The sequence below is a fragment of the Marinoscillum sp. MHG1-6 genome (genome assembly GCF_024714475.1).
Taxonomy (GTDB): Bacteria; Bacteroidota; Bacteroidia; order Cytophagales; family Cyclobacteriaceae; genus JAMZMI01.
The window spans coordinates 583024-600657 of sequence record NZ_JAMZMI010000001.1 but is presented as its reverse complement, the minus strand read 5'-3'; the positions used below and the strand labels follow the sequence as shown (position 1 = coordinate 600657).

The following is a 17634-nucleotide window of genomic DNA, read 5'->3' as shown; positions in this document are numbered from 1 at the left end:
TCATTCAAAAGACATCCGATTCTCCAAGAATCATCTGAAATTGGTTATCTTAAGTTGCTGATTGTATTGAATTGGTGACTGTCTATGCCCAAAGCCCACCCTGTACGTAAGCTTTTGATTATCGGCCTTGCTGCACTCGGTGAAATCGTGCTTTTTCTCCAGCCCAAAGCCTATTGCCAAAGCCAAATTGGCTTCATCATGGCCCCTACCGTTGATAAGGTGGAAATTGAATTCGAAAGGTACAACAACCTCATCGTGATTCCGCTTCAGATCAACAATCAACTCTCGTTGAAATTTGTCCTGGATACCGGCGCCGAGTCGATCATCCTGACAGAAAAGCTTTTTGCGGACTTTCTAAATCTGAATTTTATTCGGGAGATAACCCTCAATGCCCCGGGAGTGGCCGACTCTATAACTGCCTTTGTGGCACATGATGTTTCACTCTCGCTTGATAAGAATCTCAAAGCGGATAACATGAATGTGCTGGTTCTTGCCCAGGATTATATTGAACTACAAAAAAACCTTGGTGAGGAGGTCTACGGTATTATCGGATATGAAATTTTTCATAGATATGTCGTGGATATCCAATATGATGATAACAAGCTGATTATTCACCGACCTGAGACCTACAAGCCCAAGCGTTTTCAAACTGAAGTCCCTATTACTGTGAGCTATGCCAAGCCATTCATTCCAATGGTGATCGAACAAAATGGACTTCGGGATACGCTCATTTTTATGGTAGACACAGGAGCAAGCCATGCAGCTTTAGTTGACGTAAGTACCTCACATAGATTGATTTACCCCAAACAAGTAATTCCTACTCGCCTCGGTCGGGGACTGGGGGGAGAAATTCCCGGAAAAATTGGCAGAATGAATAAATGCATTATCGACAAATATGAATTTAGCGATGTTCTGGTGTCCATTCCAGAAGATGGAGCTTACTCCAAAGCCATTAAGCGAGGAACAAAATATGGAACCATAGGTGGAGACTTACTCTCAAGATTCAATGTTGTCTTTGACTATGTCCACGAGAAAATGTATTTGGACAAAGGACATAATTACAAATCACCATTTGAATATAATATGAGTGGTATGTCGCTGATGGCAGAAGGAGATGATCTGGATCAGATTATTGTTACTCATGTGATTGACCAGTCCCCCGCTCATGTCGCGGGTATTCAGGCAGGGGATATTGTAATCAAAATAAATGGTCAGAACCTGATTAATTCATCCCTGGGAAACATTCAGCATCTATTAAGATCACGCCCGAGAAAAAAAATAAGGGTGACATTTTTAAGACATGGGGAAAAAATAAAATCCAAGTTTCGCTTAAAAAGGCTTATCTAATCTCATCTTTGAACCATGACAGAGGTACTAGTCATAGGGGGTGGATTGGCAGGACTCATCAATGCCATATTACTAAACAGAGCGGGTCTGAAGGTCGTCCTTGTTGAAAAAAAATCATATCCTTTTCATCGGGTATGCGGGGAGTACATTTCTAACGAGGTCATCCCATTTCTTGAAAACCAGAACCTTTACCCAACAGCATTGGGACCAGCCCAGATTACCGAACTCGAAGTAAGTGCCGTTTCTGGACGTCAATTTTTACAACCACTCGAACTTGGTGGATTTGGGATAAGCCGATATGCCTATGACCATTGGCTCAGTGAGATCGCTAAAGCTGAAGGTGTCCTATTCCATGAAAACACCACTGTTCTGGATGTACTATTTCGAGAAGACCATTTCGAGACAAAACTTAGTAATGGAGAGATCATTACCTCCCAATATGTGATCGGCGCATTTGGAAAGCGGACCAAATTGGATCAACAACTTGATCGTTCTTTTCTGAAAAGGCGATCTCCATACATGGGGGTCAAATATCATCTTAAGGGTGATTTTCCATCTCATCGGATCTCTCTACACAATTTTGAGGGAGGTTATTGTGGAATAAGTATGGTGGAGGATAGCAAATTCAATTTATGTTATCTGAGCAGAAGAAAGGATATTAAAACTTTAGGATCCATAAAGGAATTTGAGCAGCAGGTTTTAAGGAAAAATCCCTCTCTGGATAGGATTTTTTCTTCCGCAGAATTCCTAATGGAACAACCAGAAGTGATCAATGAGATCTCCTTCGACAAAATGGAACCTATTCATCAACATATATTTATGTGCGGGGATGCCGCGGGTATGATCACTCCTCTTTGCGGAAACGGAATGGCCATGGCTATTCGATCCGCAGTAATGCTTTCCAAAATGCTCATCGGAGCGAAATCAGATCCGACAATCAGCAGATTAGAGCTGGAAGAAGCCTATTCTTCAGCATGGAAAAACTCCTTTAGCACCAGGTTATGGTTTGGTCGGAAACTCCAGAATCTTTTTGGGGAGGGTACCGCATCCGATATTAGTGTGCGTATTGGCCGTCACCTCAAACCGGTATCAAAGTTCCTGATACGACAGACCCACGGGTCACCATTTAGCTAAAATGTAACCAAATAAAGAAACCGTTGAGGCAAATGGCGGAGATCCAATTCAGCTTCATGGTCATGTCGTATGAGGCACTAGACATGTCCTTTTTGGCACGGAAAAACCAATATGAAAAATAGAACAGTACCGGAGATAAGGCCAGAAGATAGATCTCTGCAGTAAATAACTGATAGAATTCCATGAAGAAGTAAACAAAGCCAGCAGTAGCCAGACTGAAGATAAAAGCGGTGAAATAAAACGTCCCCATTATTCCCAGTTTGATACTTAAGGTAATATCTCCCCTACTACGATCCTCCTCATGTTGATAGATCTGGGTCATCGGGTACGAACCAAATAGCATTAAAGAAGCCAGTAATCCACTCAGTTGATACTTGGCATCGAGCAACACTCCCCAACCTTCGCCCGTAGTGCCGAGTATAGCCATCATCACCGTAAAATATCCCTGAAATAAGCCAGCAATCAGCCACCCTGTCACCGGCATACGCTTGAGTCGAATTGTAGGATGGCTATAGGCCTTGGAGGCCAGCCCATAAATAAAAACCATGATGGCAAATGCCCAGCTGATCGAAAAAGCCAATCCTACAGCAAGACCATCCATGAATAAACTCACATGGTATAATCCCTTGCTTACTTTAGGAGGATGTTTCAATCCCCCGATACTCCCTTCATCTTTATCAAAATAACTATTGTAGCCGTTGCTGGCGGGATAAATAAGGAAATGCAAAACAATAAAGGTCAATATCCAGTAGTCACTGTTAACCCCTTTGGTCACTGCACTTGCGAAAAGGAAAATGGGAAGTAGAAAGAAGGAAAACGGAAACCTTAGATGAAGGATTGTGGATTTTTTCATAGCTCGGTGCAAGGCGCCTGACGAAAGTTAGTTAATATTACTTAAGCTCATCTACATGCCATCATATATTTCGTCCATCGGTACTGCGGTGCCCCGGCACCAGATCAGTCAGGATAAAATTCTTGACTTTATGCTCAGGCATCTGCCCTTGTCTGAAGAGCAGCAGCACGAACTCCGGCTACTTTACCGGGCCAGTGGCATAAAGACCCGACATTCGGTAGTAGCAGACTATGGCACCGATCATCCCGAAACCTACGAGTTCTATCCAAAAGACGAAGGTCTATATCCAATTCCTTCTGTTGATGAAAGGATGAGATTCTACGAATCCAATGCATTGGACTTGAGTGTTTCGGCTGTCAATAATTGCCTGGATGGAGAAAAAATCAAAGGAGACAAAATTACTCATCTGATTACGGTGAGTTGCACTGGCATGCAGGCTCCGGGTCTTGACATTTCCCTGATCCCGGCCCTGAGATTGAGAACGGATGTGATCAGATCTACCGTCAACTTCATGGGTTGCTATGCGGCCATACTCGCGCTGCGACAAGCTGATCAGATCCTAAAAAGCGATCACAAAGCCAAAGTATTAATTGTTTGTGTGGAGTTGTGCAGTATCCACTTTCAGCAATCAGTTTCAGAAGACGACCTACTGGCAGGGGCTCTTTTCGCAGACGGAGCAGCCGCAGTTTTAGTAGAAGGATCGACTAAAAGAGGAAAGCAACTTGAATTGCTCTCCTTCTACAGTGATCTCGATCTTGATGCAAGAGATGAAATGTCATGGAAGATCAGTCAGTCGGGATTTCTTATGAGGCTTTCACCCGAGGTGCCAGCAGCTATTCAGAAGGGCATTAAAGGACTCATGACCCGGCTGCTTAAAAAAATAAGCTTAACCTCGGAACAAGTTGACTACTATGCGATTCACCCCGGCGGCAAGAAAATCCTTGAGGTAATCGAAAAGGAAGTGGGGATAAGCAAAATGGACAATTTTCACTCCTATGAAGTGTTGAGGGCTTATGGAAATATGTCATCACCCACCGTGCTTTTTGTGATCAAAAAATTGCTTGAGGAACTGGAAGAGCAGGAGACCAGTAAAAACATTCTCAGCTTCGCCTTCGGACCCGGACTGACGTTGGAAAGCATGATGCTTAAAACTCATTTCACCTGATGGATTTGTCTGATCGGTCTTACGAATTAGAGATCATGGATGATTTTGACATCGATGGTCCGGCCATTGATCAGACCCTGCGCGAACTCGATATCATCAATCGCACTCTGGGGGGCAATAAAATCAGCCTTGATTGCTTTCGTAAAATCATAAAAAATCACTCCATATCGTCATTGGCAGATTTGGGGTGCGGTAGCGGAGACCTGATGAAATCAATGTCCAAAATAGCCAGGGATAAACACATACAATATATCGGCTACGATGCCAATCCCTACATCGTAAAATATGCTGAAGACCATACACGAGAAATACCCAATATCTCGTGCCGATCAGAAAATATCTTCTCCCCTGAATTTGCCAAAGAAAAGTTCGATGTGATTCACTGCTGCCTTTTTCTTCATCATTTTACCCAACAGGAGTTGATCTCCCTGTTTAAAAACTTTAAAAGTCAGGCGAACGTAGCTATTATCGTCAATGACCTCCATAGACATTGGCTGGCCTATCAACTTATTAAGCTCATCACCCGGATGTTTTCCAAATCCTATCTGGTGCGCAATGATGCCGCACTTTCCGTTGCCAGGGGTTTTAAAAAGGTAGAATTAGAGGAAATTCTCAGAGCAGCAGGTATTCAAAATTACGAGTTGAAATGGAGGTGGGCCTTTCGGTGGCAGTTGCTCATTCATACCAGAGGCACCCTAATAACTAACTGGTCAAAAGGAGTTTTTAATTTTATTTAAATTGGTAAAGGTTCTGATTATTTTTAGAGCCTGTAATCTTTGTATTTAAAGTCTTTCCAGTACCTATTTTGGTCTTATGCAGGAAGAAAATATGCCTGCTTTCGACCAAACATCGCTTATATCAAAACCTAACCTCAAATACATGAAATTTATATTCGCCATTGCGCTCCTTACGCTTTCGTCTGGTCTTCTGCTCGGACAGGACCTTTCGATCAGTGGAGTAGTGACCGATGATGCTGGTGATCCGATTATTGGAGCCCAGATAAAGGTCGATGAAACCAGCGCCATCACCTACACCGATGCCTTAGGAAAATTCACCGTCGCCCTGGTAGATGGGTATGAAACCCTCACGATCACTATGGATGGATATAAAACGCAGAGAGTGTTTGCCGGTGGCCTTAGCAGAATTGACATTATCCTGAATGAATCAGCCGTAGATTCAGGGGCTCTTTCAGTGGGATATGGTAGTCAATCCAAAAAGGATGTGACCGGAAGTATTTCTTCTATCGGTGGGGGAGAGGTGGCCTCAAGCCCGTTGATCAATCTTGAACAAGCTAACCAGGGTAAAGCAGCCGGCATGTTTGTGCAGAACTCCAGCGGTAAATTAGGGGGTAACACCACTGTCCGTGTGCGTGGAGGGTCATCCCTATCCAATTCTAATCAGCCCCTTTATGTAGTGGATGGTGTGCCATTAGTATCAGGAAATCAATCAAATATTAACCCAAGTAATATCGCCTCGATAGAAATATTAAAAGACGCTTCTGCTGCTGCCATTTATGGTTCACGTGCTGCCAATGGCGTGGTCATTATTACCACTAAGTCAGGAAGCTCCGGTAAAATACAAATTGATGCTGATTATCAGTTTGGGGTAAGCACCACACCTAAATTTTTGGACCTTATGTCTCCTGCTGAGTTTAATCAACTGGTCATTGATTACACCTTACAGCCATTTGGTTATCGAGGTGATTATTCGGGAGATCAGTTAGCACAGTGGCAATCCTCCGGGCTAACAGCAATTCCTATTAATGGGGATATTGTAAACATGCCCAGCTTTTACTCAAGACTTGATAACGACACAGATTGGCAAAACGAAATATTTCAGGCTGGGCTTTCACACAGGGCCAATGTCGGTATTCAGGGAGGCGCGGAAAAACTAGGATATTTTGCCTCCGTCGGTTACAATACTCAGGAGGGTATATTGATTGGGAACAGGTTCGACAGGCTCAATGGAAGTTTGTCGTTGAATAGCCAGTTAAGTAGCAGACTCTCTGCAAATGCTAATGTCAACTACATCTACACCAAGGACTGGAAACTCAAAGAAGATCAGGATCTGGGATCACCACTTCAGGCAATCGCGTTACCTCCTTCTGATACTTACAACGAAAACAATAACTACGAATTAGAAAACTTCAGTGATCTCTATAACCCGTTGACGGAGATTAATTTCTCTGATAATCTAGGGTTCAACAATAGTATCATAGCAAGTCTTGGCCTCACGCTAGATGTTACGGATCAATTAACTCTTGATGTCAACGGTGGTATTGATTTTAGTGACCTACGAGATGAATTACGACAGGGCCCTGAAACACAGGAAGGGGGGACCACCGGTCGATCTGAACTATCGGAAACAGAACTTAGAAATTATACCTATAATGGATGGCTAACTTATAAGCCTGAAATGAATAGTGATCAGGAACTCTCTCTTGTGCTGGGCGGATCCTATCAGAAGGCAACGACTACTCCAACCTTCAGGCAAGCCAATGTCAATAGCATCCCTACACTTGAAAAAATGGATGATGCAGATTCCAGACTGAGAATTGTGGATATCCCTTCAGGTGTGAATGTTCTATTATCAGCATTCGCTAGAATGAATTATAGCTATGCAAACAAATACATCCTCCAATTAAGCGGAAGAATGGATGCCTCCTCAAAGTTTGGAGAGGATAATCGATATGGCATTTTCCCGGCAGGATCGGCTGGATGGGTGGTTTCAGAAGAAGGCTTCATGGCTGACGTTCCGTTCATTAGCTATTTAAAGTTTAAAGGAAGTTATGGCATCATCGGAAACGTTCCAATTGATGACTTCCTCTACCGAAGCAACTACTTTAGGGCAACCTACGGAAATCAAGAAGCTGTAAGACTTGCAAATCTTGCCAACCCTCAATTGAAATGGGAAAGCACAGCGCAATTGGGATTAGGGGTGGAATTTGGGTTTGCTGATCGATTGACTGGATCAGTGGATTACTACCAAAAGAAGACCACCGACTTATTATTCCCGGTTCCTGTAACGCAAACAAGTGGATTTAACTCCGTCTTGAAAAATGTTGGAGCCATGGAAAACTCAGGAATTGAAATCAATTTAAGCTCGGTCAACGTAGAGCAAAACGACTTCAGCTGGACCACAGACTTCAACATCTCCTTTTTTGATAACAAGGTTACAGATCTCAATGGCTCAGAACTTATCGTAGGAGCAAGCGCATTTTTGGAAGGCCAGCCGGCAGGAACTTTTTACCTGAGGGAGTACGCTGGTGTCGATCCGGATTTTGGATCTCCTCTGTGGTACATGAACAGAACTCCAACCGCTACCGAATTGAGTGATGGTTATGTTTTCAAAATTCCGGAGTTTGGTGACCGCTATGTAACCGAAGAATGGGAAGCAGCAGAAAGAATTGTAGCCGGCAATCCAAATCCGGGATATTATGGAGGATTAACCAATACCCTATCCTATAAGAATATTGATTTTTCATTCATGTTTCAGTTCGTAGGAGATGTAGATGTCTATTATGAAACAGGAGAGTTTATCGCCAATAGTGGATATCAACTTTTGACCCAACTTTCAGGCCAGGTAGACAGGTGGTACACCACAGCAGATGCAGATGCGGCCAACCCCTCGCATATCTTTTCTGAGGAGAACACCAACCCATCTACCCGATGGATCGAAGATGGCAGCTACATCAGATTAAAGACCCTCACACTGACCTATCATCTTCCAAAAACAATGATTGATGACTGGGGAATCAGATACATGGATGTTTATGTAGGTGGCACCAACCTGCTGACATTTACCGACTATATCGGCTACGATCCTGATGTGAATTATGTGGACCCACTAGATGGAGTAGTTGGTCAGAATATCAGCAGAGGTATTGACAATTTCACTGCTCCTCAACCAAGAATGTTTATCACCGGAATCAAAATAGGACTTTAAGCCATGAAAATATTTAATACGAATATCAAATCAATCATGAAAAGCAGCTTAAACGCATCCTTGCTTTCAGGCGTAGTATTGGGAGTTTTTGGCATTTTGTCCTCATGTGAAAAAGCGCTGGATGTCGAAGCAGACGGAACCATCAGTGGAGATATATATGCTGATCAGGAATCCATTGAACAAGCATTAGTCGGTGCCTATTACAGTCTGGGCGGAATATATGATGGAATAGATGGAGGAGAACTTTTTGGGGGGGATTTTATGTTGATTCCAACTTTAATTGTTGCCCAAAATGCATCTGAAGTATCCTGGGATGGAACTAATGCTCCCCTTTATGACGACTTTGTGGATAATACAATTCTGAATACTAATCAGCGAATTGAATCCAACTGGAGACGGGCCTACGAGGTAATTAACATCGTGAATAACATCATCAAGAATATTGATAATGTGACCACCGATCAAGACAAAATACATGGCGAGGCGTTAGCCATTCGGGGTATGCTGTATTTCGAGCTGGTTAGATTTTGGGGGAAAGAATATGAGGATTTAACTAAGACAGAAACGAGCATTCCTCTTTTGACTGAACCGATTGTCTTTGTTGAAGAGATCAAGACACCAACATTGGCTACTGTTGAGGCGGTTTATACACGAGTAGTAAGTGACCTCACCACCGCATCTACATTATTGCAATCATTGGGTAAAAACGATGTTAATGTTTCTTATTACGTCTGCCAGACTTATTTGATGAGGGCATCCATGCACATGGGCGATTACGCTTCAGCTAAAGCCTACGCAGATACCATCATTAACTCGGGAACCTATTCCCTATCGGCCACGCCAACAGAGGCGTTTAACAATTTCTCTAATAGTTCTGAAGACATCTTTGCAATTCAACAGACCTTGAGCAATAATACTGGGGATATTACGACTGGGACCGGACCTACTAACTATTATTCATCGCTTAGCGGAAAAGGGATAGGAGCACTCAGATTACAAACCGCTCCATTTCTTGGACCTACAACTTTACAAAACCGTCCTGAATTTGCCAGTAATGATTTGAGAGGCGTACGAGATATGACTACAGATGACACTTCAACTCCGGAATCTATTGTTGGAGCATTTTATCGTCATATAACCAGTACGGCAACCTATTGTAGCTCCAAGTTTATGAGCTCTGACAGAGTCATCCCTGTTATCAGACTTGCTGAAATCTATCTGGCAAGGGCAGAAGCAGAGCTAATGGCAACTTCATCGGTAAGTACAGCCATAGTTGATGATTTAAATGCCACCAGAAGCAGAGCGGGACTGGACTCTTTATCAGCAGACGCATTTCCCTCAACAGCAGAATTACTGGATAGCATTAAAACCGAAAAGAAAAGAGAGTTCATCTATGAAGGACTTATCTTTCATGACCTGAAAAGATGGAATGATGAAATCGGCAATTCGACGCCTGAAACCTTTGGTCAGGATGATAAATTCGTCTTTCCCATCCCACAGTCCGAAACGGATACATGGAATTAAGAAAATTTACTCAAACAAAAAGGGACTCGATGAGTCCCTTTTTCGTTTAGCGGTGCGGTTTCTTCAACATCTTTTTCTTGACCCTAATTTCTTCCCACCTTCACTGACTGCCTAAACGTTCCGGCATCATCGGTAAAGACTAAATGATAAATACCCACAGACACATCACTCAGGTCGAGCTGCGTATGCCACCTACCTTTATAATGTGGGGCCTCCGCTTCCTTGATGATCCGACCATCCATACTGGTCAGCTTGAGCTGCAAGTCTTCTATTGATCTGTAAACGGTATAATCCAATGCAAGTACCCCTTCCGTAGGGTTAGGATAAAAATGCAGATCCTTAATGTAAGGTTTCAGGGTATAAAGAATCTCCGTTTGATCCACTTCAATCCCCAATTCGGTAATCAGCGCATTCACTTCAATCACCTGGTTCTCTTTGTCACCACCTACTTCAAAAACTACCTCGGAGGTTGGGTCAATCGGCACTCCCGGAAATTCAATACTGATCAGGTATTTACCATCAGCCACCCCCTCAAAATTGAAGTACCCCTCGTCATCGGTTTCGATATAATAGGCAATTTCCGCCTCCACGCTATCTTGAAAATCCTGCACCGGACGTCCCTGAGACTTAAATCTTCGCATCGAACAGGCTGCTTTTCGTACCTTTCGTCGAGCCTCTGTTCTGTTTCCCTCCTCGTCGATCGGATCATCAAACTCGGATTCCACATATCCATAAATCCGTGCCCCTGTAGCTACAGGAGGATCGGGAGTGATCTCAATCAACTCAATATCAATCCCGGACGTTACCCCTTCTAATTGGAGGGTATCTGCGTCCGTGTAAGTCTGTTGTTTTACGTAATAGGTCTGAATCGCATCAGGATATAAGCTCCGATCTGGTCTGGCAACCACTAGAAAAGTCCCGAGAACGACCTCCTCAAGCAGATAAGAACCATCGCTACTAACAGTAGTGATATTTTCTTGTTGAAACGGCCCCTGTGGTGTTTTCCTCCAAACTACCACTTCACCATTAGTAAGCGGTGCGCCTCCTGCAAAAAGTACATTCCCAATAAAGTCCGTTTGTGCCATAATGTTTTGGTTTCTACTCTGAATAACCAAACCCGGGGCTTGCGGATGAGATACCACCAATCGGTAAGTACCCTGATTATTGATGTCAATATTCTCGATGGTATAAGCACGGAGGTTTGCACCTACAATGGTATCCACATCATTGTTATAGGGTTCACCAGGTAATAACGGCGCAAATTTCCATTGATATTGTGTGTTTTCATCTCCAAGTGCCTCATACCTCAACTCATAATCCGTACCTGCAGCCAGTGTATCATAAACGGTTACCCCAAAACGCTTTTGGTTGGAGTAATCAATATTCGAAATTCCGACATTGGGTACAATGTCATTAAATACCAATCTGTTATCCGAAATGTCTAGACTGGTAAGTGTAGGAATACCCGTCATGTCAGGGAAACTTCTTAAAGAATTGTTCTCGACATTCACGGCGGTTAGACTCACCAGATCGGCAAAACCATCCGGTACGTTCCCATCCATGTTGTTCGATGGTAGGGAAACACCTGTCACCCTGTTATTGGCCACCGCCACCCCAAACCAGTTGTTGCTTACCTGACCTGAGCCCCATCCCGAACTATTGATCCAGTTCGGACCACCCGTCGCATTGTAGAGTTCCATCAAAGCGACACTGTCCCGACTCAGGGAAGAGACTTTAACAAAAAAATCATAAGTAGTGAGTGTCAGTCCGGGCACACTGCCATTCGTTACCTCAGTATAATAATACCCCTCATCATCAAAACTTTGAATACTCAAGTCCAGAGTGGGACCTGTATTGGGGACGGAGGTAACAGTACCCGCCTTGTCACGCTTAAACCATGAATAGGAATTCCCAGCCCCACCACCAATGGCCCGGCTGATCGTATATATCTGAACCAAATCCTGCTCGAACAATGTATCCACTAACTCTCCAACCTCCTTTTGAGGATTATAATCAAATCCTGATACCCCCAGATTGGGAATGATTGAGGCAAAGTCCAGTCTGTTATTTGCAAATTGTGCGGCTGTTATGGCACCGAATCGCGCTAGGGCCGGTAACGAATCAATTTCATTATCGCTCAAATTCAGTACGGCCATGTCCTCTAACCCAGACGAAATTTCAGGATATTCTCCCACAAGATTATTGGAGGGCAGACCAATTGCTGAAACCCTTTTATCCACCATGGATACACCATGCCAGTTATCTAAACCTGTTTTCAACCATCCGGATTTATTCACCCAGTCAATACCAATTAGATTTTCATAAATGCTTACCAGGGCAAGGGAATCGTTAACCCGTAACGCTTCATCAAAGTATTTACCGACGGTATAGGTTCCAATACCAGAAGCCTGGGGAGCCTTTATCGTTCCTGCGGTCAGGTCACCAGTGGGAGTCGCCAACCCCAAACCTGTAAATGCATCACCTGAAAGTTTCGCAACAGCCAACTCATTGATCGTTGTAGCTATGGTTTCATTAATGACAGGAAGTTCAACAAAGGCAGAGGTAAACGTTCCTCCATCCTGGCTAATCTGCCAATATCGATCACCATTCACCGCAAGCAAGCCATAACCTGTGGAACCACTGGCCGCTGTTTCGAAGGATTGTACCCCAATCGCGGGGCTAGTTCCTAATATACCCGTTAGGGAAACTGGGGTATAGTTAGTTCCATTGGAAATCGGATAGTAAAGGGAATCAGCTCCAGTACGGATCAGTTTACCTTCAATATTGAAAGTTTCATCATAACCAATGATCTCTCCATCCACTTGCAAAGCATTACTTCCAGTAATCATGTTAGCGCTTAGTGTAAGGTTAAGATCATCTACTGTCAAATTGGATAAGAGTGTCTTATCCCCTCCGGTGGCCATCAACAACGTGGTGATTTTTGGAGTAATTGTTAAACTCTGATTGGTCCCATCCAACAACAATGTTCCAGTTCCGCCGTAATTTCCGGAAATGGTGACCGCATTCCTTAAAGCCATGGTTCCTTCGTTGGTAACGTCTCCGGTGGAAGTAAAATCCCCTTCCACGGCCACTGTGAGCCCAGACTGAATCAGCATTGGCAACCCATTGTTGGTAACCTGGGCATAGCCAAGGCTAATTATTAGCATTGTAAACGAAGAGAAGATAATCTTTTTCATGTCTATCATCTTTTCCTTGATTAATCAGGTTCAGCTACTGTGTATTGAAATCTGACACCTGCAGTATAACTTTCCAAGCCAGCCCCACCATCAGGTACCGAGCCTGTAAACCTTAGCCAATACTGATAAGTGGTGTTGTCTATTGTTTCCTTACCATTAAAAACCGTAGTCGTATTCAGTGTAGATGACGGAAGAGTACCAGTCCATGTACATGTTGCGATCAAATCGGGAGCTCCACCAAGTGTTTTTCTATACAGTTCCATGGTCACACCATATATTGAGGAAGCATTATATAACTGCGCCTCCATTCGTGTGAGCTTAGCACCATTTGGTAAATTCACCGGCGCAGACAAATGGGCATCCGGGTCACCATTGTTTACTGGCTGTGCTGTGGTGCCATTACCATGAATCACATAGGTTGTTGGGTCATCTCCCGTCAAAATTTCCGGCTGAAAGGCGTGTACCCCAATTGTTGTATACCTAATCTGTCCGGCATTATAAGTAAACCCATCAGCCGCAATTGGATTACCAACCACCGTAACGGATCCATTAAGCTCCGTGGTCCCCACCACGTCCAGTACGGCAGATGGTGAAAACTCTCCCAAACCAAGATTCCCGGTAATGAAAGACACATCCCCAAAGCTGGTAGTACCGGAGGGGTTTTGGATCGTGAGACCGGCTCCGCCACCAGAAGTATTATCAATCTCTACGGCAGGTGATACACTCACATTGAATTTTCGAAAGGTGGCAGCGCTATTCGTTCCGTAAGAATCTACGATGAATGCCACCGAGCCATTGGAAGCATTATCTGCAGTGAACCTTCCCGCCGGGCCCAACCCACGGTTATATCCCTCAATGGCATTACCACTCCCACTGATCATTTCGGCGTGTAAAGTAGGATTGAGACTACCCGAATTATCCGACCTGAAATATCCTGTAGTCCCCAAGCCATTATTTTGGACAAACAACGCATCCGAACTTGTAGACGCACTATTCATATGAAGATTTAAGCCAATGCCATTTCCATCATGAGTGATATTCATTGCGTTTGCCCCGCTCTGCTGGGAATTGCTGTAAAGCGTCAAGGGAGAACCGAATGCGGACGTATTGGAGACCCTAAATTCTGCTACCCCACCAGATCCGTTATTTTCTATGTAAAAGGGTGATCCTGATCCATCATTAATATTGGCCTGATAGGGAAAAGTTAAACCTCCGAGTGGTTTCCACTGACCCTGAGAATAAATAAACAAATCCCCATTGTAGGATAAGGTTCCGTCGGTGAGAATCGTGGAATCCCGTAGGGAGCTGATCCTTAACGACCCTTTAAATTCTGCATCCCTGGAATTATATAGTCTAAGACTTGATTCCAGACCCGCCTGCAATGCGTTATCACCCGCATTCAAAGGGGGACCGTGAACAAACTCAATATCGCCGCTATCCAGAAACATGAATGCTGAAGGCCCATTGCTGGAGGTGAATAGTTGATCCCCGGAGGCGAATATATTGTCCCCGACGACCTCTCCATTTATTTGAAACCCGGCATTTTCAAAGTGAAAAAAGTGTAGATCGCTACCCACTTGAAAATCACTCTTCACCGTATCCGAATTCACCGCCACTTTACCATTGTAAAATAGGTTCCCCGATTGCGTGCTCCAGGGTGACGAGGCCCCATTAGCTACAGGTTGCCAGGCTCCACTCACCCAGAAATAGTAAATCCCTTCATCTGAGTCAAAAACCATAAGCCCATTTTCTGTAGCGGTTAATGACATGGCAGTTCGCTGCGCAGTAGTTAAACGTGGAACTAATAACCCCTGATTATTCGTAGGGGACACCAAATCCAGAACTGCATTGGGGTTAGGTGTATTCGTGCCAATACCCATACTGTTTTGGGCATGTAGTTGTATGGTAAAACCCAGAATAAAAATTATTAATAGCAGATTTTTCATAATTCGCTCAGATAATTAATGAGTCATTACATACCAGAAATTGCCCACCGACAATAGATGTACAGAATGTATAGCAGGCGTAACATTCAAACCAATACTAATAGGGGTCGAGACTACTGCAGCATTATAAATGAAAAAATCACCAGCTGCTCCATCCAAAGCTATACTGTGATCGCCGCCTGCTCTGACCAATATGAACAACTCACGACCATCAATTGGAACATTTGCATCAGGTAGGGTAATAGCCGTCCCAGCACCTGAAACCTCAATAATATGATCCCCCGCCTGCACAACATAAGTTGTGGAAGATATTTGCCTAACTTGATGATATACTCCCGCGGTTGTTGTCATATCACCATTTACCTCCAAACTACCCCCCACATCCAACTTCGCACTCGGTGCCACTGTTCCGATTCCTACATCACCTGCATTGGTTACTCTTAAATAATCCCCCGTCTGTCCAATATTTACATTCGGGGCACTCAGCGCGAACCCTTCATCTCCGGTTATCCCCATCGAAAAGGTGGCCGCTCCATTATTATATTGTGCGGAAACGGCCGAATTACCATCTGTACGCTCCAAAAACAATGACGGGGTACTGTTGCCAGTAAGCCCATCGCGGATGGTCAAAGTGGAATTATAGGTAGAAGGAAGATTCGTTAGGCCCGACGCATCACCGACAAAGGCAGTTGCCGTCATAGTGCCAGGAACAGTCAAATTTCCCAAACTGCTAAATGTGAATAGATGGGTGTTCGTATTTAGGTATATATCTCCATTTTCATAATTTCTAATGTAGGCGTTGGCGCTATTACTTTCCAGTACTACACCATCTGTACTTGCCAGACCACTTGCTGATTGTGTCAGACGGATCCTTGAAACGGTGGTGGTTCCGACATGGGCATGCAAGGCGTCAAACGGGGTCTGGGTACCAAAACCAAATCGATTGCTGGCGTCGATCGTAAAAAAGGCCGACCCGCTTGGGTTCGAACTGCGAGCCATCTTGAATTTTCCAGCATCACTAAAATCAATCCCCATGGAATAAATTGCTCCGCCGGAAGTCTCCTCAAAAGTTAAACTGGGGTCTCCCCCTGCATCGTCCTGAATAAGTAAATCCGATGTGCCGTTTGCCGACGATAATATATGTAATGGAGCAGTGGGAGCGTTTACTCCAATGGCCACTCTTCCGGTATCATAATAAATATCTGAGCCATTGGCGCCCCATTGAGAGGAGAAGTTCGGTAAAGCAGCCCATACAGAACCATCATAAGTCAGTACATCCCCGGAAGCGGCAGGAACACCAATCTGATCTCCTGTGATTGATCCTGTTGCTATTTTGGCATTGCTTACCGAGCCATCCGCAAGTTTCGCGGTAGTTATAGAAGCATCCTGAATTTGGGCTGTACCAAGGGTTCCAATCGCTAATGGTATGGTTTCACCGTCCCCGATGATCGTCGTGCCATCTACATTAACTGTATCAGGGCCTGCCAACCAGCCAACACCATCATATTTTAATACCTGACCTGATAATGCCGGTATGCCGAGTTGATCGCCGGTAATGGATCCCAAAGCTATTTTTGCATTCGTAATTGAGGCATCCTGTATTTGTGTGGTGCCTATGGTTCCAATAGCCAATGGAATGGTTTCTCCATCTCCTGTAATCGTCGTCCCATCCACATTCACCGTGTCAGGGCCTGCCAGCCAGCCCGACCCATCATATTTTAATACCTGTCCCGGCAAAGCAGGAATCCCGATTTTGTCACCGGTAATTACAGCAGTACCAATTTTTGTAGTTGTAATCGCGCCATCCTGAATCTGGGCGCTTCCTAGTGTTCCAATGCCCAGTGGTATAGACTCACCATCCCCGATGATAGTCGTACCATCAACATTTACTGTGTCAGGACCTGCCAACCAGCCCGACCCATCATATTTCAATACCTGTCCCGACAAAGCAGGTATACCCAGTTGGTCTCCTGTAATTGATCCCAAAGCTATTTTAGCATTCGTAACTGATGCGTTAGCCAATTTTGTTGTTGTAATACCTCCACCACGTACTTCTACCTGACCCGTGAGCAGATTGTATTGAATAGATACACCATCGAAGAAATCAACAGATATACTATCTGCTGCATCAACAGATTGGTTTCCATCCTGATCATAGATGGACGCCAGCATATCGCCATTTGCCCCATTACTCACCGGTATCCAGGTAGGATCAACCCAGAAATAGAATAACTGATCATCGATATCAAAAACAAGTAAGCCATTTTCATTGGCCGACAATGACATCGAACCTCGCTCCAAAGTGGTCAGCCTTGGAACAAGAAACCCCTGATTACTGGTTGGAGAAACAAGCTCTAATACTGCATTTGGATTGGGGGAATTGGTTCCGATTCCCATGCTATTTTGAGCAACTAGCTTGTTGAAAAGACCTGCGGTAAGTAAAATAAAGGCAAATGCGACAGCTTTGGCGTTCATTGCGTTTGAAGGCTTAGGTTTAAATTGGCTGTCTATTCGCTGGCGTGC

The 17634-nt window shown here is 44.2% G+C and carries 10 protein-coding genes; 6 read left to right on the top strand and 4 right to left on the bottom strand.

Features of this window, described 5'->3' with window-relative positions; genetic code table 11:
- The first annotated feature begins 84 nt into the window (after positions 1-84).
- Both NXR94_RS02610 and NXR94_RS02605 read left to right on the top strand, forming a co-directional pair.
- Positions 85-1347, top strand: coding sequence for an aspartyl protease family protein (locus tag NXR94_RS02610; RefSeq protein ID WP_258103013.1), 1263 nt, complete (start codon positions 85-87; stop codon positions 1345-1347).
- A gap of 15 nt (positions 1348-1362) precedes the next feature.
- Positions 1363-2481 carry an NAD(P)/FAD-dependent oxidoreductase gene (locus NXR94_RS02605; RefSeq protein ID WP_258103012.1) on the top strand — a complete coding sequence of 373 codons (1119 nt, stop codon included), beginning with the start codon at positions 1363-1365 and terminating at the stop codon, positions 2479-2481.
- On the opposite strand, the gene NXR94_RS02600 is transcribed toward NXR94_RS02605, so the two are convergent.
- Positions 2474-3334: a UbiA family prenyltransferase gene (locus NXR94_RS02600; protein ID WP_258103011.1), complete on the bottom strand. Its 861-nt coding sequence runs from the start codon at positions 3332-3334 to the stop codon at positions 2474-2476. The genes NXR94_RS02605 and NXR94_RS02600 overlap by 8 nt on opposite strands.
- A 55-nt stretch (positions 3335-3389) precedes the next feature.
- Between NXR94_RS02600 and NXR94_RS02595 the strand changes: the two genes are divergently transcribed.
- From NXR94_RS02595 to NXR94_RS02580, 4 genes are all read left to right on the top strand, one after another.
- Complete coding sequence (locus NXR94_RS02595) at positions 3390-4499, top strand: type III polyketide synthase (RefSeq protein WP_258103010.1); 1110 nt, start codon at positions 3390-3392, stop codon at positions 4497-4499.
- Positions 4499-5236, top strand: coding sequence for a methyltransferase domain-containing protein (locus tag NXR94_RS02590; RefSeq protein WP_258103009.1), 738 nt, complete (start codon positions 4499-4501; stop codon positions 5234-5236). Before NXR94_RS02595 ends, NXR94_RS02590 begins: the two co-directional genes overlap by 1 nt.
- 142 nt (positions 5237-5378) lie before the next feature.
- The gene (locus NXR94_RS02585) at positions 5379-8444 is read left to right on the top strand and encodes a SusC/RagA family TonB-linked outer membrane protein (RefSeq protein WP_258103008.1); all 3066 of its coding nucleotides are present in this window, start codon (positions 5379-5381) and stop codon (positions 8442-8444) included.
- A gap of 3 nt (positions 8445-8447) precedes the next feature.
- Positions 8448-9968 carry a RagB/SusD family nutrient uptake outer membrane protein gene (locus tag NXR94_RS02580; RefSeq protein WP_258103007.1) on the top strand — a complete coding sequence of 507 codons (1521 nt, stop codon included), beginning with the start codon at positions 8448-8450 and terminating at the stop codon, positions 9966-9968.
- An 83-nt stretch (positions 9969-10051) separates the two neighbouring features.
- On the opposite strand, the gene NXR94_RS02575 is transcribed toward NXR94_RS02580, so the two are convergent.
- From NXR94_RS02575 to NXR94_RS02565, 3 genes are read right to left on the bottom strand one after another with little or no spacing between them, the layout of a single operon-like run.
- Complete coding sequence (locus NXR94_RS02575) at positions 10052-13165, bottom strand: T9SS type A sorting domain-containing protein (RefSeq protein WP_258103006.1); 3114 nt, start codon at positions 13163-13165, stop codon at positions 10052-10054.
- A gap of 20 nt (positions 13166-13185) precedes the next feature.
- Complete coding sequence (locus NXR94_RS02570; RefSeq protein WP_258103005.1) at positions 13186-15111, bottom strand: hypothetical protein; 1926 nt, start codon at positions 15109-15111, stop codon at positions 13186-13188.
- A gap of 15 nt (positions 15112-15126) precedes the next feature.
- Entirely contained in the window at positions 15127-17586 is a 2460-nt protein-coding gene (locus NXR94_RS02565) for a hypothetical protein (protein WP_258103004.1), read from the bottom strand.
- Positions 17587-17634: the final 48 nt, after the last annotated feature.